Raw genomic sequence first — 20239 nt, 5'->3', positions numbered from 1 at the left:
GCTACCAATATGGAGTTACTGTGCCCGCGCTGGGGGTGTGCGCGTGCTGTGATGCCTTCGGCGGTGGACGCTTCGGGCACTGGGCACCTTAGGCACAGAACACCTCACAGGTATATATGTTCCCACATGAGAAACGTTTCTTCGCACACCAGATGACACCAAATATTCCTGGTACTTAAGTGCCAACGTCCGCTCAGCGCGGAATGCTCACCATAGGCAGCGCCCTCCTCCCCAAGCAAAATAGCCTTAGGGGGAAGAGGGCGGTGACCTAAAACTTAGCCTTCGAGATCGGCAAGATACTGCTTGCGGCAGACCCGGCGCGCAATCTTTGCGCTAGAGCTACGAGCAATCTCATCGGGGGCGAGGATCTGAACATCCGCGGGAACCACACCGTGGGAGGCGCTGACTGCGGAGCGAATCTTCTCGATAGCTTCGGCATCATCGCTGGCCTGGCGGTCCAGGTCGCGTTCTGCCAGGATGATGAGCTTTTCTACATCATCGCCGTCGATGGAGAAGGCGGCAACGCAGGCTGGGCGGATATGGTCGCTGGCCTTTTCCACGGTGTACTCAATGTCTTGCGGGTAGTGGTTACGACCAGCAATGACGATGAGGTCTTTGAGGCGACCGGTGATGTAGATCTGGTTATTGATGATGGTGCCGAGATCACCGGTGGCCATCCACGGGGAATCCTCGGAGCCTTCTACCCTGCTATTTTCTAAGCGGCCAGCCAGGGTGTTGTGGAAGGTTTCTTGGGTGTCTTCGGGGCGGTCCAGGTAACCGACAGCCATGTTCTCGCCCTGTGCCCAGATTTCGCCAACCTTGCCGTCTTCGATTTCTTGGCGGGTTTCGGGATCAACGATGGTGAGGAATTGCGGGCGCACAACCTGGCCATTGGAGGTGAAGGCCACAGCCTTCTCATCGCTGGGGTCAACCATCACCGCTTCGCCTTCGGCGAGCTTCTCGCGGTCGAAGTGCGAAACCAGCGGGCGTTCCTCGGTTTGGGGGGTGGTGAGCAGCAGGGAGGCTTCTGCCAGACCATAGGAGGGGCGCACGACCGAATTCGGGAGCCCATATTCCTTGAAGGTGTCGATGAAGTTGGTGACAGCCTTCTCGGTTACAGGTTCGGATCCGATGATCACACCGGCCAGGCCGGAGAGGTCGAGTTCTTCGCCTTCTTCTGGCAGGCCGTAACGGACGGCCAATTCCATGGCGAAGTTGGGGATGACGGTGTAGATGAAGTTGTCATCGCAGCGGTGCAGCTGGCGGGTCCAGCGGCGGGGCTGTTGGATGAAGTCACGCGGGGTCATCATCTGCAGTTCCAGGCCGAGGATGAGGCAGAAGGCGGCGAGGATGATGCCCATATCGTGGTGCAGCGGCAGCCAGGAGACGAAGCGCAGGGGCGTCTTCAGCTTCGCGGCGGCAAAAATTTGCAGCACATTGGTCAAAATGGAGCGGTTGGTGAGCACCACACCGGCTGGGGTGCGGGTGGAACCTGAGGTGTACTGCAGGAAGGCGAGCTGATCGATCGGCATGGTTTGGGAAGATGCCATGAGCATCTGCCCTTCCGGGGTGGCCATGGGATTAACCCAGCTGGCGGCCAGGGTATCCGGGAGTGCATCGAGGGCGATGATGCGGGGACGCTGGCGGCCGGGGCGTTCCTTGAAATAAGCACGCACAGCGGGTGCGGAAGCTGAGGTGGTGAGCACCACGGTGGGGCCGCAATCGGCGAGCACCGCATTGAGGTGTTCTGCGTGGCCGGGCTCTTGTGGGTCATAAAGCGGTACCGGTACCAGGCCGGCGTACAGCGCACCCATGAAGCCATAGAGGTATTCCGGGGAGTTACCGGCCAGGATGGCTACGCGATCGCCGATTTTGGCGACTTGTTGGAGTCGCGCAGCAACGGCTTTGATGCGCTGGTTAACTTCGGTGCGGGTGATGCTTTTCATCACCCCTTCTTTGGAAGTGGAGAAATCCCAAGCCTTCAGGGCGACACGCTCACCGCCGCCGCTGGCTAAGTCACCCTGGTACATGAGCTCCGATAGTCCAGCCAAGGTCAGCTGTGGGGCGAGTGTGATCTCGCCTTTCTCATTGAAGAATCGGCCCATCGCGGCGGTGATATCCATTGCGCTCCTCAGGTCGTGGCGAGCAGTTGTACTCACCTTAATTGTTTTCTGGGCAAACATAGCACGACTAGCGGTCGATTAAGCTAATCGCCCAATCAAGAACCCACTGGTTTGCGGTTGTCCCAGGAATTACGTTCGGGTTTGAGGCGTATTGCGCGTGTACGCCATTAGCTGCCACCAATGCCTGTGCCCGGCCTAAGGCGTTGCCCACGTCGCGCGGGGCATCACAGATGGCGTCATCGGGGGCACAGATATCGAAGGTGCGGTCATTTAAGCTGCCATAGCCGCCTACGCGGGGGCCACGCATACTAGCTCCGGGCACAATCGGCTGCACGAGCAAGTTAAGGGGTTCCAAGACGATCTCCGCGCCTAAGCCGGATACCTGGTTTCCAGGCACCTGCCCCACCCCGGGTTCGCGGCGGCCATCCGCGATAACAGCTACCCCGCGGACTTTTTCAGCGGGGATAGCACCGTGGCCTTGGCCGATTTGGTTGGCGACATCACCTACGATGACAGCGCCTTGACTGAAGCCAGCGAGGATGAAGTCCGTGCGCGGGCATTTTTCATGCACGAAGCGCAGTTCGTTTTCCAGCCGCGAGGTGCCTTCATTCCGCGAATCGTCGTAGGTCATTTCCTCTTGGGAATTGATATTTCGGAATTGCGCGGTATAGGGCAAAGTCCAGACGCGGACATGGTTGATGTCATAGCGTTGCTGCAGCGGTTGAGAAATGCTGAGCATGAAGGAGTGCGGGTTGGCGTGCGGATTGAAGGGATCATCATCCGCAGCGGATTCCCAGGTGCCTGGTGCGGAAACGAATTGCACTTCGGGGCACCAGGGTTCTTCCTGTGGTGCTTCCTCCGGCGCGGCTTGGCCGCCACCGGGTGGGTCGCTGGGTAGCAGCCCACCGTCGTGGGTGGCACGCCAGTTCATCACTCCACCCACGATGAGTACGAGGACCATCAGGGTGGCTACAACCGTGAGGACTTTTCTCATTGCTCTAGCAGTACGCCTCGCGCGCCGCAGTTTCAATTACAGCGGCGGCACGGTCGAGCGGTAAATCGGTGCGGTTTTGCTCAATGAGCTGGCCTGCAACCGCTCTGACGGTGGTGCGATAATCCTCTTCTTCATGGCAGACGGTGTTGGCAGTTCCAAGGATTTGGTCTTCTACGCCGTCGGTTTTCACACCATCTTTTTGGAGGCGTTCCAAGAGAGCACGATCAGTGTCGCTATATACCGGCGCGGCTGATGGGGCCTCGCTGACTTCCCTGGCACCTTGGTCCCGTGGGGCGGGTGCTGGGCGGTTATTAGCGTTTTGGTGCTTCCCAGGATCAGTGGTTTCGGTGCTATCGGTGGTACTGGTTTTTGCGCCAGCGGTGTCCTTGGATAGCGAGGTGATGGTGCTGCCGGTGGTGGGGGCAGTGCTGTCTTCGACAGTGGCGCCACCACCACAGGCGCTAAGGGTTAAAGCTCCGGCGCAAAGTGCAACCAGGGTGAGCTTTTTCATTTAGCGGCTCTCCTCAATTCGGCCGTTGACCTGACGGATGGTGCCGTGCTGGAATTCCATGATTTCGCCACCGGCGGGGATGGGTGCGAAGTCAGCTTTGGGGTAGCCGTAGGCGCCCTGTTCATAGCGCTTCTTGCCCCAGGCGTCGAAGATGGCGCCGTAGCGGATGAACTTCGCCCCAGTGTCCTGGGACCAGTAGATATTACCGTTGGTGAATTCCTGGAAGGCACCGCCCTTGATGAGCATTTCATTGCTCTTGGGCCAGCCTAGTTCGGAATCAGCGAACTTCATCTCGGCGTACTTCGCGGCAATAGCTCCGCGGAGCCAGAAGTTCTTATTATCCGGGGTGCGGACAATATAGCCGCCCTGGAATTGCTGCACCCAGCCCTTATCTACAGCTTGGGGTGCGGCGACCGGGTAGCCAAGGTCGCCACGCTCATAGTCCCTGGTGCCCCATAGGTCGAACATGTCGCGTGGCACTTCCACTGCCCCGAGTTGCGGAGTCCAGTAGATGGAGCCGTGTTGGAAGTGCACATAGCGGCCTTCTCCATCAGGGGTGCTCAATTCGCCGGTGGTCGGGAAACCGAGCCAGCTGGCGGGGCCACCAAGGGCGTTATAGCGGCCATTAATGGCACCGATGAGTAGCTGCGCACCGGTTTCGGGGGACCAATAGGCGCTGCCGTTGCGGAAGTCTTCTGCCTTGCCGCCGGGCACATCGTATTCATCGTTGATGCAGGTACCGAGTGCCCCATCCTTGGTGGCTTCAGCGATGGCACCAACCGGGTTGCACAGTGCGCCGCGGTCTTCTTCGGGGATGGCCAGAGCATTGGCGATATAGGGCCATGCCTGGGTCATTTCGAATTGCCAGTATTCCCAGGAGTGCACGCCGGAGGGACGGAACTTGGAGATGACGTTCAGCCCGGCTTCTTCAGCGCGGCTCAAGAAGGTTTGGGTGGTCAGTCGGGACAGGATCTCCAGACCAATACCGGCCGGCTGTGCCGGGCCCTTGGCCACGGAGTTCGGCTCATTGAAGTCAGAGCGGCCGGAGCCGGCAGACACATAGACGGTCTTGCCCTTGAGGTATTCCAAGCCGCCCTTCGGGTCATGGTCGATCCACCCTTGGGAACCGTAGGGGCCCCACATGGCTTCGGCATTGTAGCCACCGGCGTCGCGGGTGGCGGCACCAATAGCTTCAGGCATGCCTCCGGTGGTGGTGTCGAGGTACCCGGAGAAGGAGCCGACGAAGTTGAAGAGGTCTGGGTGGCGTTCAGCTAGGTTCACTGCGGCGGTACCGCCCATGGAGATACCGGCAACGGCACGCTTGCCGTTGGAGCGCAGGTTGTCTTTAAGCAGCGGCACTAATTCTTGGGTGAGGAAGGTTTCCCACATGTAGTGCTTGCCATTATCCGGGGCTTGCCAGTCGGAGTAGAAGGAAGATTCGCCGCCGACGGGAAGGATGACGTTGACGTTCTTATCGGCGAAGAATTTCTCGATATTGGTTTCGAGGGTCCAACCGTTGTGGTCATTGCGGGCGCGCAAACCATCCAATGCCCAGAGCTCCGGGTAGGTCTTATCCGGATGCGAGTACCAGTCGCGGGCAAGGAGGACCTGCACCTGGACGAGTTCTTCGGGCATCGCTTTGGAGCGGATATAGAGTGCGACGCGGTGGGAATTCAGCCAATCCCACTTTTCGATGCTCACACCTTCGGGCGCCTTGTCCGCCACACCTTCAGTTGGTGCGGTGCGCTTGCCTTGGGGAGTTAGATTGCCGCTGAGCTGGCTGCTGAGCTCATTGTTTTGAGCTTGAGCGATGGCCGGCACCATCGTGGTGCCTAAAGCGGTGCTCAAAGCAGTGGCCAAAAGGAGGAAACGCCGGTTAGGGTGTGCGCGCATGGGGCAAATGTCCTTGCATGTCGATGTTTGTTCTTTGGGCATGCCGCAGCGAGGGTATGCACGTCCGCAGGTTCCCCTCCTGCGGCATAGCTCGACCCTCTGCGCGGGAATGCCTCAATCTTAAGTACAACTTGAAGGTTTAGGGTGCGACACACCGATAACACGCGTGATAAAGAATAACGGCAAACACAAAGCGCCTCTCCTTTTTCAAGGAGAGGCGCTTTTACGTATACAACTGCGAGTTCTAGTCCACCCTAGCCGCGTTCCCTCGAGCTTGAGGGAGTGCTGGCTAAGCCTTTAGTTCGCAGCGAGGAAAGCTCCACGCTCAAGGTGAGCGCTTCTCTCACCTACGCAGGCCGCGGGGTGAGAAGCTGGGCTGACGTTGAGTAGCTATGAGGGGCTATAGCTGAGGCTGATTACCAGGCGTTCATGACATCGAGCACACGGTCATGGGTCTTCACCATCTGGGAACCGAACTGGTTCCAGTTGTGCATGCCGGTGACCGGGTAATCGGCGGTGAAGCCAATGCCCTGGCTCGAAGCCTTATTGGCCCACATCATGGTGGAGATGCGTGCGAGCCATTCCAGCGGGGTGCCGTTGAGCTTCTGGTTCAGCGGGGTTTCGGCATCTTCCGGACCCCACACGCCGGAGGCAGCGGAGATATAAACGTCAGTATTAGCCAGGCCGCCCATGTTGAAGTAGGGGTCATTTTCCTGACGCTTCGGGGAGATAACCGAGCCGTACATGGCGTTGACGTTGAATCCGCCGGCATCCCAAAGAGCGAGACGCAGCAGGGTCTGCCAGCCGGGGAGGCTGGTGGTCAGGTAACCGGACCAGCTGAGCACCTGACGGAATTGGTCAGGGTGCTTGGCAGCCAGGTTCATGGCAGCGGTGCCGCCCATGGACAGACCAGCAATGGAGTTATTCCAGCGAGCAACGCCGAAGTTCTGCTCCAAGTAGGTGGGAAGCTCTGCGGTGAGGAAGGTTTCCCACTGGTAGTTGACCGGGTTGTTCAGGTCATACGTGGCCGGGGATTCCCAGTCGGCGTAGAAGGAAGCTGCGCCGCCAACCGGCATCACCAGGGTGATGTTGTTATCCACGTATTGGGCCGGAGCATTGGCATCCACGGTCCAGGCGTTAGCCCAGTTCGTGGCGCGCAGGCCATCGAGGAGGTAGAGAGCAGCGTTGCCGCCACGGCCGGCGGGTTGGATTTGCACCGGGATATTGCGACCCATGGCTTCAGACCACACATCGCAGCGCTGAACCCAGTAGCCGGCCTGGTCCCAGTCACAGGAACCGGTGGAGTCGGGGCGAAGCCAGTCGCGGTTATCGGCGGCGGCGGTACCTGCACCAACACCAGCCATGAGACCGCCTGCGACAGCAAGAGCTGCAACGGAGGTTGCGGCCTTCTTGCCTACGCGGCGAAGTCCAGTAAGGGCGGACATAACACTCCTCGAGGTATACGTTTTTTAATCTGGATGTACTTTACACCACGAAGGTCACGAATAGGCAATGATTTGTGACCAGCTCGTGACTATTGATCAAGGTTTGGCTTAGTCGGCCAAACAATCTGAGCATCCCCACCCGGATAAGCCCACGGATCCTTGCTGAATTCCAGGGTGCGGCCCGGCCCTAACGCAAACTTGAGGTTCGCCAGGAAGCGCTTGACGCTCATGGGTTCGCGATAGCTCTTAAAGAATTCCTCAAACTCTGGGCTGTGCAGGGCTTTACGGGCTTGAGCGGTAGCTTCTTGGTTAATCCACGGTGGCAGCTGATCAATAGCTGCATCGGTGTCGGCCGCCTGCCATTCCAGAGGCAATAACTTATCGTGCCCAATCCGGGCACCCTCGATTCGTGGTTGGCGGGCGGCCAGTGGATTACTCAAACCAACCGAGTCCAAGACCCGCACATCCAGGGGTGCGTTCATGCCAACCATTCCCAAGTTGATGAAGGTTAAGGAAGGCATCTGCTGGCCACCATCACGAGGGAAGGTGATCCAGGAAAACTCCAGTGGATCTTCCCTCACCAGAATCTGGGCAATCTGGGCGTCATTATTTTCCCGCGCTTGAGCGAGGGTTTCCGGGAAGTCATTGAGTCCCACGAAGTTGAGGAAATCTTCGGCGTGCATCGGGCCGGGCGAATTTGCCGATGGGTTATCGGCGGCACGGGTATGAGTAGCCCCGCTCCAGAAGAAGCGTTCATCGACGATCCGCAGATCCACAGCTTTATCAGGGACATGCGGTTGGTAATCGCGTGCCGCGGTGATCCCAGCCCACAGCAGCCCAGCAAGTACTACTGCCCCGGTGAGCTTATTCAGTGGCACTACCGCCACTGGGAGCAGCAGAACGAAGATCGGCAAAAGCAGCATGCGGCCATGCATGAAGTCACCGCCGACTCGAATGACGTAGAGAAGATGCAAACCCCCGCATAGCAGCATCAGTACGCTTACCAACCAAGTACGCTTTTCCCGCAGCACGCTAAGCAGTAGTACTGCGATCACCAGGATCACCGGGATCCACAGATAGTAGGGGCGCACGAAGTCAGCCACATAGGAAATCCCGGAGCGCCATTCGGAGCCGGCCGCGGACTTAGCTACCGCGGTGTGTGGAACCAACAACCCGTAATAGCCCATCCGGAAAATTTCATAGGCCAATGGCACGGGGATAGCGGCGGCGAGGATCCCGGCGCGTTCCCGCCAACTATGGGCACACCACAGCATGACAAGCCCAATGATGCCGCCATGAAGAGCGAGTTCTGGGCGGATCAGCCAACTGAGCCCCGCCCAGAAGGCAAGGAAATACACTGCGCGCCCCTGGGACCAGGTCACCAAGGCCCACCACAATCCGCCGAGCCAGAAGACGGCTAGGCCCCATTCCAACCCGGAGGTCATAAAGTCGCGGGCAGTGGGCAGCGCGAGATAAATGAGAATGCCAAACGGTGCTACGAGTGTGCCGTTTTCCACTAGCGCTCGGCTGCGGACCGCTGGGGCGTTATCCGCAGCAGCCCCTCGATGCCGGAGGCCCTCACGCCCCGCTCCAGCCCAGAGCCGGACACCACCCCAGGTGGCCCATACGCAGCCGATGACCGCGAGGGCTAAGCCACCATAGATTGCGATGCTTTCCAGGCGCGCATTGCTCACCGCACCCACCGCGGCGATGAGATATTGCCAGAGGGTTGAGGTGTTGGTTTCTACCCGCTCACCAGCATTAAACACCGGTCCGTTTCCCGCTAGGAGGTTACGGACGGTGCGTAAAACGATCAGTCCATCATCGGAGATCCAGCGTCGTGACCACCCACCCCAGGTAGCCAAAAGGGCAACGATGAGAAGTGAAATCGATGTCGTTGCCCGTTGTTTCGTCATGGCTGACGATGTTAGTTCATGAATCTTGTAGACCCCAGAAAGGCGTGTCGCTTAAATCAGCGGGATCACATAAACCGCCATGCCGATGCACAGCATCCACAGCACCGCTAGGCCCTGCAACACATGGTCAGTTAATGCCAGTTCATCCGGGGCGCCACCATCACCGCGGTCTACATCCAGCGCGTAGCGCAGAATCGCCACGGTAAAGGGCACCATCGAAATCTGGTACCACACAGCCGCATGGCCACTGGATTGGTGCGCCAGCTCAAAGCCCCAGAGCGCATAGGACATCACCACCGCGGTGGCTGCCAAGGTCCAGACGAAGCGCAGGTAGGTTGCGGTATAGCCGCGTAGTGAGCGCCGGATTTTCGCGCCCGTTCGTTCCGCTAAAAGTAGCTCCGAGTAGCGCTTACCGGAGGCCATAAACAGCGACCCGAAGGCCGCTACCAGCAGGAACCATTGGGAAAGCACAATTCCCGCGGCCACACCACCGGCCATGGCACGCAGCATAAAACCGGAGCTCACCAGGGCGATATCCACCACGGGTTGATGTTTCCACCCAAAGCAATAACCCAGCTGCAGCACAATATAGATGCCCACCACCATGGCCAAGCCATGTCCAGAGCTAGCCAAGAAGCTCAAGCCCACAGCGGCGAGGATCAGCACTACCGCCATCACATAGGCCAGGGATTCCGGCAGCACACCGGAGGCGATCGGCCGGAAGCGCTTGGTGGGGTGCGCGCGGTCAGCTTCCACATCGCGGGCGTCATTGACCAGGTAGATGGAGGAGGCTGCGAGGCAGAACACCACGAAGGCTAAGGCGACGTCTTGGAGGGTACGGCCATCGAGGAGTGCTTCGGAGCCGGCAGCAACGGGTGCTGCCACCACCAGCACATTCTTCACCCATTGTTTGGGGCGAAGGGCTTTGATCATGCCGTCGATGAGGTTCTTCGGCGGCTGCCGCTTCTTATTATTATCGATGCCCTCGGTGTGCGGTTCGGAGCCGATGAGTACCTGCTCTTCAGTCAAGGCGCCTCTCCAATGTGTCGACGACCTGGGCGCCGGCAGCGCCAAGCAGCGCGCCGACGGTCACGTCAGTGGGATAATGAACCCCCAGCACCATACGCGAGATCATCATCAGTGGAATAACTGCCAGCGGTGCTGGGTGTGCAATGGTGCGCGATAATGCCACCATCGCAGCCGTGGTGCTGGTCGCATGCGAGGAAGGAAAGCTCAGCTTAGAGGGGGTTCCCACCCCAATGGCGATGCGCGGATCATGCGGACGGGGGCGCCGCACAATGCGTTTGATCACCACCGAGGCTGCGTGGGTGCAAAACGCTGCCGCACCTAAGCCCAACCATTGGCGCCGCCGCGGTTTATCCAGCGCCGCCCCTGCAGCAGACATCAACAACCAGCCGGCTGCGTGCTCGCCCACAAAAGACATGCCGCGGGCCACGGGCAACACCCCGGGGACGTGGTTGAGGGCACCTTGGATGCTCAGCAGGATTTCAGCTTCACCGGCATCAGTGGGAAAACCCTTCCCAGGGCCGAAGGCGCCAGAGCCAGCAGAGCCACCAGCCCCAACACCACGGCCGCCTTCAACAACCTCTTCTTTACTGACCACGGAAGACCTCCGCCCAAGATTCCCGGCTCACCAAATCCGGCTGCGCCGCACGATAACGCTCACGCATCTCATCGAAACGCTGCCCAATTTCTTTTTGCAATTGCAAAGTTTCCTTCACCAGGCGTTTCACCTCTTCGCGGTCGCGTTTACGGAAGCACACCCCATTATTTCCAGCCGTCGTCACCGTCGCACCATCCAATTGGCCCAGCGAGAACCAGCGCGCCTCCGCGGGCGAAAGATTCGCCTGCGGAACCTCATGGTTAACCGGATCCACCGGGGTGACATTGTGCTTGATCACCTTCAGCAACCAGCCCACCTTCCGGGCTTTACCTACCAAGCCACGCACACCATGCACCGGCATCCGCGGGGTACCACCCGGGGTGGTCAACCCACCATCAATATCAATGGTCGGCACCTCCGGGGTATTCGAAGCTTCCGGCAAGTCGGTGGCCGAAGGAATCACCTGCGCATCCGGGTAGGCCTTCCGAATCCCATTCACGGTCGGCAGCGCGGTGTCCAAAATGTCAAAGAGTCGCTCCGGGCCGGCCAAGAAATCCTTCATGGCTTCAATTTGGATCGCCAGGGTCGAATACTCCAAGCACATGGCGTGCTTAAAGGTGGCTTTCTTCATGGTGCGCAACATTCCAGCCGGCGAACCATCATGGTGCAAAGCCGCCACAATCAGGCGGTTGCGCACATGGAAATACGCCTGCCAGTCAATGGCATCATCCTTATCCGCCCAGGCCATATGCCAAATAGCCACCCCCGGCCAGGTTGCGGTGGGGAATCCCGCGGCCGCGGCACGCAAGGAATATTCGGTGTCATCCCATTTAATAAAGAGCGGCAGCGGCTGCCCCATCTTCTCGGCCACCACCCGCGGGAACATACACATCCACCAGCCATTGAAGTCCACATCAATGCGGCGGTGAAGATCCCGCGAGCCATATACCTCCGGGTCCCGGCGCTCAATCACATCAGCATTCACCGGTGCCGCCGGGTTACCGCGATCCGAAAGCGGGTGGCGTTCAAAGTCATGGTCATAGTGCACATATTTCGCACCCGCCCACATGAACACATCACGGTCCACAATCTCACCCATGGAGCGCAACTTCGCACGGTCCTGCAGGTTCAGCATCTGCCCGCCCACAATGATGGGGCTAGCGGCATAGCGGGCCGCCTGCACGCTGCGCAGCACCGAATCAGGTTCGATGACAATGTCATCATCCATGAACAAAATATAGGGAGCACCCTCGCTGGCTTGGCCGAGGGTGTCAAACCCACCTTGGGCTTCAAACATAATGCGCGAATAGCCACCGGAGCCACCCAAATTGCCTTGCCGGAATTCCCGGAAGCGATCCCCAAAATGCTCAACTAGCTCGGCATATCCCTCATGATCAGATGGATGATCCGTTCCTTGATCCGGCACCAGCACCGCATCAATCACCGCATCTACATCCGGATCACTAGCCAAGGCCTGCAGCGCATTAATCACGTCTTTCGGCCGGTTAAAAGTGGGAATACCCACGGTGATTTGCTTTTCAAAGGGCCCCACCTCGGTGCCATCTGGCATGAGCTGCGCCTTCGGTGCCTGCGGGGCATACCAGCCGGCATTGGAGATCAGCACATCATTATCAGCGGTGACATCGAACCATAGCCAGCCGCCATCTTCGAAGTGGCTCAGCGGTACCTCAAACTCAGCGCGGCGATCACTCACCAGCGCCCCCGTCACGGCCACGCGGGTGCCATCAATCTTGGAGCGGTACACATCAATCCGTGCGCTACCAGCAATATCCATGGCCAGCACCACGCTGTCCAGCTGCGACCAACGCTTCCAATAGCTGGCCGGCAGCGCATTGAAATAGGTCTCAAAACTTACTTCACTGCCTCCTGGTAGCCGCACACTATGGCGATCTTCCCAGGTGACGCGCTCCAGGTTGCGCTTGGATTCAATCAGGTACAGGCTGCGCACATCATGCGGTTCACCTTGGGCTGGCAGGAGGAGACGCTGGATTTGTTCCACGGCTCGAGTGCTTTGATGCTCACTCACGATGGTGTGTTCCGGGCCTTTCAAAGGATGCTGGTGTGGGGTGTTCACTGTGCGCAACGCATTTTAAGCGCTGCGCACATACTGTTCTCCCAGAGTAATAGCTGCACTACTGGGGGACCCAATATGGGGACCCAAAAATAGCTGTGAGTTTGCTGGGGCGCTAGCGGGGAGCGGATTTCCGAGACCCGCCTCCCGCAGCGTCGGCTTTCGCGTTTAGGATTCCGCAGGGAACTGTGGACGAAGCGTGTTCTCCCACATGGTAAGCGCGGACGCAATGGCCATATGCATATCCAGGTATTGATAGGTTCCCAGCCGGCCACCGAAGTACACATTCTTTTCCTGTGCCGCCAACTCACGGTACTTCTTCAGCATCGCGCGGTCTTCGGGGGTGTTGATCGGATAATAGGGTTCGTCATCGGCCTCCGCGAAACGCGAATACTCCTTCATGATGACGGTCTTATCCTTCGGATAATCACGCTCAGGGTGGAAGTGCCGGAACTCATGGATGCGGGTATAGGGCACATCCGCGTCGTTGTAGTTCATCACCGATGTTCCCTGGAAATCGGGGATATCCAGCACCTCAGTTTCAAAATCCAAGGTGCGCCAGCCTAGGCGGCCTTCGCTGTAATCAAAGTAGCGATCCAAGGGGCCGGTGTACACCACCGGCACATCCGGTAGTTCTTCGCGTACTTCAAAGAAGTCAGTGTTCAGCCGCACCTCAATATTTTCATGTGCGGCCATATTCTCCAGCCACGCGGTGTAGCCCTCTACCGGCAGGCCTTCATAGGTGTCGGTGAAGTAGCGGTTATCAAAGGTGTAGCGCACCGGCAGGCGGGTGATATTGCTTGCCGGCAGTTCCTTCGGGTCGGTTTGCCACTGCTTGGCGGTGTAGTCCCGAATAAAGGCTTCATAGAGCGGACGCCCAATCAGGCTAATGGCCTTTTCTTCCAGGTTATTGGCGTCCTTGGGATCCATCCCATCGGTTTGTTGCTGGATGAGTTCGCGGGCTTCCTCCGGAGAGTAATAGCGCCCAAAGAATTGGTTAATCAGCCCCAACCCCATGGGGAATTGGTAGGCGCTGCCATTGTGCATGGCGAAAACGCGGTGTTGGTACCCAGTAAAGTCGGTGAATTTATTGACGTAGTTCCACACCTTCTCATTGGAGGTGTGGAAGAGGTGGGCACCGTAGCGGTGAACCTCGATCCCGGTTTCTGGTTCTGGCTCAGAGTAGGCGTTACCACCAATGTGCGAGCGCTTTTCTAGCACCAACACTTTGAGGTTTTCTTCGCTAGCTGCGCGTTCCGCGATGGTCAGGCCGAAGAAACCTGAGCCGACAACAATGAGATCAAAGGATTCGCTCATAGGGCCCAGGTTAAACCATTTAGAACCAGCGCTCCAGAACCTCCGCTAGGCCGTCTTCTTCATTCGTGCCGGTCACGAAATCAGCAATGTCTTTGACCTGCGGCACCGCATTACCCATCGCCACGCCATATCCGGCCCACTGCAGCATCTCACTATCATTGGGCATATCCCCAAAGGCAATGACTTCTTCGGCGGGAATCTCATAAAACTCCGCAACCTTCTCCAAACCTTGGGCCTTCGTCACCCCAGGTGGAGATACCTCTAGAAGTCCTTCGCTCATGGAGTAGGTGACATGCCCCAGCGACTCATCAATCAGCGGGGCAATCAACCCATACATTTTTTCGGAATCTAATTCTCGACTCCGTAACAAAAGCTTCACCGCCGGGCGGCTCGTCAATTCGCTCAACTCCGCCACCCCATAGTCCTGGGCCTCCCAGGTGTGGTGGTATTCCGGGCTCACCCTAAATAGCTCCGATTCGGGTTCATTCAGGGAACGCCCCACGCGCTCCACAGCTACCCCAACCGGCCCAATGTCGCTTAAGGCGTCGCTAGCTGCCGATACCAGCGTTGATAGAACAGCAGGTTGGAGTTGTTGGCGGCTAATGATTTTCCCGGATTCGGAATCAAAAAGCACTGCCCCGTTGGCACTAATGCACACTGGGTTTAGCCCCGGTAGTTGTTGCAGCACCGGGTGGATCCATCGGTGCGGGCGGCCAGTGGCGAGCACAATCTTGGTGCCCGCTGAGTGCGCCCGGTGTAGGGCGTCGCGTAAGCGCGGGGTCACCCTTTCTTGCGGGGTCAAAAGAGTGCCATCAATGTCGCTGACAATCAGCTTCGGAGTTGTCTTCACTTTCGCGAACCACCTTTACTGTTCGCCACCCGAGTATAGCCCGCCCGGCGTACTCATAGGGTGCGTTCGACCGCTTTATTCCATTCCTGCCATAGGCGCGTGACCTCGGAATTATCCATTTGAGGTGACCAACGTTGATCAATGTCAGTATGGCGGCGCAATTCTGCCATCGAATCCCATAACCCACTTGCTAAACCAGCCGCATAAGCAGCCCCGGAGGCCGTGGTCTCAATATTCTTCGGCCGCACCACTTCGGTGCCCAACACATCGGCCTGGATCTGCATGAGGGTGTTGTTATTCGTCATGCCGCCATCAACACGCAGCTCAGTAATCACCCGACCAGCGTCCTTAGCCATCGCTTCAACTACTTCGCGGGTTTGTAAGGCCGTGGCTTCTAACGCTGCCCGGCAAATATGGGTTTTATCGGCGAAACGCGTTAACCCCACAATCACGCCGCGCGCATCAGGTTGCCAACGTGGGGCAAAAAGTCCTGAAAATGCGGGCACGATATACACCCCGCCGTTATTATCGGCTGCGATTTCTTCAATACTCGGGGCATCTGGAATAAGCCCTAAATTATCGCGCAGCCATTGCACCAGCGCCCCACCCATGCTCACGGAACCTTCCAGCGCATACACAGGTTCTTCGCCTTCGATCTGATAACACACTGTGGTGATCAACCCATGCTCGCTCCACTTTGGGGTGGTGCCGGTATTGAGCAGCATAAAAAGCCCGGTGCCATAGGTGTTCTTGGCTTCGCCTTCTTTAAAGCAGCACTGCCCAAACATGGCGGATTGTTGGTCACCCAAAATCGCGGTTATCGGCACCCCAGCTAGGCTGCCGCGTTGGCGTACCGTCCCGAACTTCCCCAGCGAAGGCCGAATCTCCGGCAGCATCGCCATAGGGATCCCCATAGCCTCACATAATTCTTCATCCCATTTCAGGGTATGCAGATCCATCAATAAGGTGCGAGAGGCATTAGTGGGATCCGTGGCATGCACGGCCTCCTGATGCTGATCACCAGCAGCACCACCGGTGAGGTTCCACAACAGCCAGGTATCAATGGTGCCGAAGAGCACCTCCCCGCGTTCGGCTTTCTCCCGCACCCCAGCCACGTTGTCCAGGATCCACTTCAATTTCGGTCCGGAAGGATAAGAGTTAATCCTTAACCCGGTTTTCTCCCGCCAGCGGTCCGGTCCTTCTTCACCAGCGAGTTCGCGGCAGATCTCATTGGTGCGGGTATCTTGCCACACGATGGCGTTATAGACGGGTTTGCCGGTGCTGCGGTCCCACACCACTGTGGTTTCGCGTTGGTTGGTTAATCCCAGCGCGTGGATCTGATCGCGGGGGATATCGCTATCAGCCAAGGCGGTACCCACCGCGCGGCGCACATTGTCCCAGATCTCTATGGGGTCATGCTCCACCCAGCCTTGGTGCGGCATGATCTGCTGGTGCTCATATTGGCCAAGGGCTAGTTGCTTGCCTTCTTGGTCATAAATGATGCAGCGGGTGGAGGTGGTGCCTTGGTCGATGGCGGCAATATATCCCATGGTGCTGGGGGTTTCCTTCCCTCAAAGCGCGCGCTTAACGCTTGGCGTGTTTAAGTGTTCATATGGCTGCGGGTTTCGCCGACGCGGTTCATAATCTGGTTCGCTGCTTCATCGGTGAGGGCCTGTTCGGCAGCAAGTTCAGATTCCACTCGGCGCTGGAAAAGCTCAATTTCCGCGGCCTTGCGGTGTTCATCCCAGCCTAGGTGCGGGGCAATAATATCGGCGACCGCCGCCGCGCACTTCACGCCACGATCCGGGTATTCCATGGTGATGCGGAGGCGTCGGCTAAGCACATCTTCAAGATGCAGGGCACCTTCGTGAGTAACCGCGTAAAGAGCTTCGGCTTTGAGATAACCTTCCGCATCTGGGATGGGATCAAGCAGTTCAGGCACTACATCCAGGACTTCATCCAGGAGGGCCCCATAGCGGCCCAACAGGTGCTCAATAATCTCTTCGCTCACCCCAAAGCGGACAGCTAATGCCGGTACGGAGTTCTTCAGGGCGTGATAGCCATTCGCCCCCAGGATCGGGGTGTGCTCACTGACTGAGTCCGGCACTTTGCCTTTGTCATGGTGGCAGGCGTGCGGGGAGGCAAGCATTTCTTCAGCTGCTAGATCCACCGCGTCTTTCCCGATAACGCGGTAGGTGGTGTACTTGCCGCCCGCTACTGAGACTAAGCCGGGGCAGGCCCGTGCCACGGCATGGTTGCGGGAAAGATTCGTGGTGGATTCACTACTGCCTGCCAGCAGTGGGCGTAGCCCGGAGTACACGCCCACAATGTCCTCGTGGGTGATGCGGCGGCGTACTCGTTGGTTGACCTCATCCAGGATGTAGTTGATATCGCTGGCATTCGGGGCGGGGTCGGCGAGGTTGCCTTCATAATCCGTGTCGGTGGTTCCAATAATCCAATACTCACCCCACGGGATCACAAAGAGCACAGACTTCTCAGTCACAAAGCACAATGCGGCATCCGCATCCAGGCAATCTTTGGGCACCACAATATGCACGCCCTTAGAGGCATGCACGCTAAATGGGCCTTTGGTGCCGGCAAGTTTTTCAATGGAGTCATTCCACACACCGGTGGCATTAATGAACACCGAGCCACGAATCGTGGTCTCTGCCCCGGTATCAGTGTCCTTAAGAATCGCCGCACTTACCCGACCATTTTCTTTTTCAAACCCAATCACCTCGGTGGAAGGTCGAATAGTGGCGCCATAGTATCCGGCGGTGCGCAGCACCGTCATGGTGTGCCGGGCATCATCCACCAGGGTGTCGAAGTAGCGCACCCCACCAACCACGGCATCTTCTTTTAGCCCGGGGTTAAGCCGCAGCACCGAGGATCGCGTCATATGTTTTTGGCGCGGCACTGACTTCGCCCCACCCATAAGGTCATAGAGGGTGAAGCCGCCGAACATCATCACTCTTTCCCAAATTCGGTGAGTCAGCGGGAAGATGAAGCGCAGCGGGGTCACCAGGTGTGGGGCGAGGGTGGACATATTCAGTTCCCGCTCGTGGAGGGATTCAGCCACCAACCGGAAATCCAGCATCGCTAGATAACGCAGCCCACCATGGAACATCTTGGAGGAGCGGCTCGAGGTTCCGGCAGCAAAATCACGGGATTCAACCAGTGCCACCTTCAGTCCGCGGGTGGCGGCATCAAGTGCCGCGCCGGCGCCAACTGAACCGCCGCCAATAATCACGACGTCATAATGCTCCTGGCCAAACTCGGTCCAGGCACGCTCATAGGCCTGTGGGTTGAAGACCTGTTGGGTGCGCATGAAGGGTACCTCCACATTGGGCAGTATTTCTTTAAACAGTTAATTCAAAAATAGACCCAGCTATGGTGTAGCCGCTATTTAGTTTTGCTCACCTTAGCAGCACTGAGCAGCGTCAATCGAAACTACTCCGCGCTACCCTCGGCCCGCATGCCCAGAGGCCCCTTGCAAGAGGCCCCAGGCAAGCTCCCCTACTAGCGGGACTCCCCCACCGGTGGCTCAGGATTATCCCGAGTCTCCTTCGCCGCCGCAGCTTCCTTTTCCCTGGCCTCGCGTTCATGGAATTCATCCAACACATCCCACAACGCCATCCCCACACCATCATCAGCAGCATCCGCGGTAGCCCAACGGCAGGCCCGCAACACCTCCCCATCGGCATTACCCATCGCAATGCCGGTATGCACCCGAGCCAACAGCGCCATATCAGCGGGGGAATCACCAATGGCTAAAACATCTTCTTGGCCTTCCAAGAAAGATTCCACTTCCCCAGCTTTAGAGATCCCACGCGGTGCCAGGTACACGGTATCCGCAGCCGTACCAATACTTAGGAAAGCTTCTTGGCCCAAGGGCTCAGCCAGCAGATTCAGCAATGTCTTCTTATCCACCGTGGGGTCCGTGCTGCGCACTTCCCCGCGCACCACTTCGCCTTCTGGGGAACATCCCCAGCTCACCTGCAGGTCTTCACTGACATCTTTAAGAATCCCAGCTACGGTGCCTTGCTCTCCGGGCGTGAAATGTCCGCGTAACTCCACATCACTGCGCTGCCCATTATCAAAGCGGTAGCTCAGCGCCCCATTATCGGAAAGCCCAATCACCGGAATACCTATCTGCCCGGCCGTAGCATCCACTGCCTCATAGCCATTCTCGCTGGTCAAAATGATCTCTACGCCGCGGGAATGTAACTCCTGCAGTGCGCTAATTGAGCGCTCCCCCACCATGCCTTCATGAGCAAGGGTGCCTTCCACATCCAACACCACAGCATCCGGGATACCCGCTACTCGCCCACGCATGCGTTCTGGCAGACGGTCCATAATTTGGCGGGTTTGAGAAGCCAAGGTGGTCAGCACTTCTTCAAGCTTCGAGCCGTCATAGGCCTCCCACCCAGTTGCAGTCAGCTGGTTATATAGCGCGGTGGTGTTAGAGCGCAATTGCTCTGATGCCTGGCTTACTCGCCCCGCGCCTTCTTTCACCCCAGCCACACCTTCGGCGGCAAGCTGGTCAGCGGTGGTCTTCACCCAATGCGCCAAGGAAGCTAAATTACGAGCCTCTTCATCGCCAGTGAGTTTTTCATAGGCCTGATAGGCACCATCCACCGCATTATGGGTGACTTCCTTAATCCGCTCATTCAGTCTGGTGAGATCCTCATTGAGTTGGCGCACGCGATGGCGTTCCTGCTCAATGGCATCATCTTCACGCTGCGCTTCTTCTAAGGTAGGCGCACCACCACCAAAACGTGCCGGCACCCACGACGCCCCTTTGGGGAATTCGCCATGGTCACGGCGGTAGGCATCCCACGTCAGGCTCAAACCTTCCTGCATGAGGCTGCGCAAGGTAGCGGTATCTTCTACCGGATCCCCAGTGGGTGTGAAAGGTTCCATTACCTGCACATAAAGCGGAACCTTGGTGCGGCCTAGGTTACGTCGCCCACCTTTAGTCCAAATGCGTTGAGAGCCGAACATCAGCACCGGCACCACCGGCACCCCAGCTTCATGGGCGATTCTTACTGCCCCGGTGCGCAGCGTTTTAATCTCAAAGCTGCGCGAAATGGTGGCTTCGGGGAAGATCCCAATGAAATCCCCGGCGCGCGCCAATGCCACGGCTTTATTAAAAGACTCTGAGCCATCAATGCGATCCACGGGGATATGCCCCATCACATTCATCAGCCAGCCCACACCGGGGGTCTTGAAGGTGCTGGCTTTAGCCATGTAGCGGACCAGTCGGCGGTGGGCACGCCAGGGGGCGTAGCCACCGTAGACAAAGTCCATATATCCGGTGTGGTTAAAAGCTAAGATTGCGCCGCCCTCGGCGGGGATCCTTTCGGTGCCCGCCACGGTTACTTGTAGGCCTTGAAAGCCCATCAGCACCCGGCCGACTTGGATAATCCCGCGGTACACCGAATCAACGCGCATGCGGGTAACTATAGCAACTT

14 protein-coding genes are annotated in these 20239 nt (G+C 58.0%); all 14 read right to left on the bottom strand.

Features of this window, described 5'->3' with window-relative positions:
• Positions 1-275 precede the first annotated feature (275 nt).
• On the bottom strand, positions 276-2123 hold the full coding sequence (locus tag BMZ01_RS09810; RefSeq protein ID WP_092286907.1) for a FadD32-like long-chain-fatty-acid--AMP ligase: 1848 nt from the start codon (positions 2121-2123) through the stop codon (positions 276-278).
• Positions 2124-2190: 67 nt separating this feature from the next.
• Positions 2191-3117, bottom strand: coding sequence for a cutinase family protein (locus BMZ01_RS09805; protein ID WP_092286905.1), 927 nt, complete (start codon positions 3115-3117; stop codon positions 2191-2193).
• A 4-nt stretch (positions 3118-3121) separates the two neighbouring features.
• Positions 3122-3628 (bottom strand): DUF732 domain-containing protein, encoded by a 507-nt coding sequence (locus tag BMZ01_RS09800; RefSeq protein ID WP_092286903.1) that lies wholly within the window; start codon positions 3626-3628, stop codon positions 3122-3124.
• A complete protein-coding gene (locus tag BMZ01_RS09795) occupies positions 3629-5521 on the bottom strand; it encodes an alpha/beta hydrolase-fold protein (RefSeq protein WP_092286901.1) in 1893 nt (630 codons plus the stop codon).
• Between the two features lie 416 nt (positions 5522-5937).
• Positions 5938-6966 carry an alpha/beta hydrolase gene (locus tag BMZ01_RS09790; protein WP_092286899.1) on the bottom strand — a complete coding sequence of 343 codons (1029 nt, stop codon included), beginning with the start codon at positions 6964-6966 and terminating at the stop codon, positions 5938-5940.
• Positions 6967-7055: 89 nt separating this feature from the next.
• Positions 7056-8882: an arabinofuranosyltransferase AftB family protein gene (locus tag BMZ01_RS09785; protein WP_092286897.1), complete on the bottom strand. Its 1827-nt coding sequence runs from the start codon at positions 8880-8882 to the stop codon at positions 7056-7058.
• 51 nt (positions 8883-8933) lie between these two features.
• The gene (locus BMZ01_RS09780) at positions 8934-9911 is read right to left on the bottom strand and encodes a decaprenyl-phosphate phosphoribosyltransferase (RefSeq protein ID WP_092286895.1); all 978 of its coding nucleotides are present in this window, start codon (positions 9909-9911) and stop codon (positions 8934-8936) included.
• A complete protein-coding gene (locus tag BMZ01_RS09775; protein ID WP_223845974.1) occupies positions 9904-10389 on the bottom strand; it encodes a phosphatase PAP2 family protein in 486 nt (161 codons plus the stop codon). The genes BMZ01_RS09780 and BMZ01_RS09775 overlap by 8 nt, the downstream gene beginning before the upstream one ends.
• 106 nt (positions 10390-10495) lie before the next feature.
• On the bottom strand, positions 10496-12553 hold the full coding sequence (locus BMZ01_RS09770) for a glycosyltransferase (RefSeq protein WP_177180147.1): 2058 nt from the start codon (positions 12551-12553) through the stop codon (positions 10496-10498).
• Between the two features lie 213 nt (positions 12554-12766).
• A complete protein-coding gene (glf, locus tag BMZ01_RS09765) occupies positions 12767-13915 on the bottom strand; it encodes a UDP-galactopyranose mutase (protein WP_092286893.1) in 1149 nt (382 codons plus the stop codon).
• A gap of 19 nt (positions 13916-13934) precedes the next feature.
• Complete coding sequence (locus tag BMZ01_RS09760; RefSeq protein WP_092286891.1) at positions 13935-14765, bottom strand: HAD family hydrolase; 831 nt, start codon at positions 14763-14765, stop codon at positions 13935-13937.
• 53 nt (positions 14766-14818) lie between these two features.
• On the bottom strand, positions 14819-16315 hold the full coding sequence (gene glpK, locus BMZ01_RS09755; protein ID WP_092286889.1) for a glycerol kinase GlpK: 1497 nt from the start codon (positions 16313-16315) through the stop codon (positions 14819-14821).
• A gap of 50 nt (positions 16316-16365) precedes the next feature.
• On the bottom strand, positions 16366-18093 hold the full coding sequence (locus tag BMZ01_RS09750) for a glycerol-3-phosphate dehydrogenase/oxidase (RefSeq protein ID WP_092286931.1): 1728 nt from the start codon (positions 18091-18093) through the stop codon (positions 16366-16368).
• A 191-nt stretch (positions 18094-18284) separates the two neighbouring features.
• Positions 18285-20219, bottom strand: a complete 1935-nt coding sequence (locus BMZ01_RS09745; protein ID WP_092286887.1) for a 1-acyl-sn-glycerol-3-phosphate acyltransferase — start codon at positions 20217-20219, stop codon at positions 18285-18287.
• Positions 20220-20239 lie beyond the last annotated feature (20 nt).

The sequence above is a fragment of the Corynebacterium spheniscorum genome (assembly GCF_900113445.1).
In the GTDB taxonomy this organism is placed as follows: domain Bacteria; phylum Actinomycetota; class Actinomycetes; order Mycobacteriales; family Mycobacteriaceae; genus Corynebacterium; species Corynebacterium spheniscorum.
The sequence above is the reverse complement of the archived record's forward strand: the minus strand, read 5'-3'. Positions and strand labels throughout refer to the sequence as shown.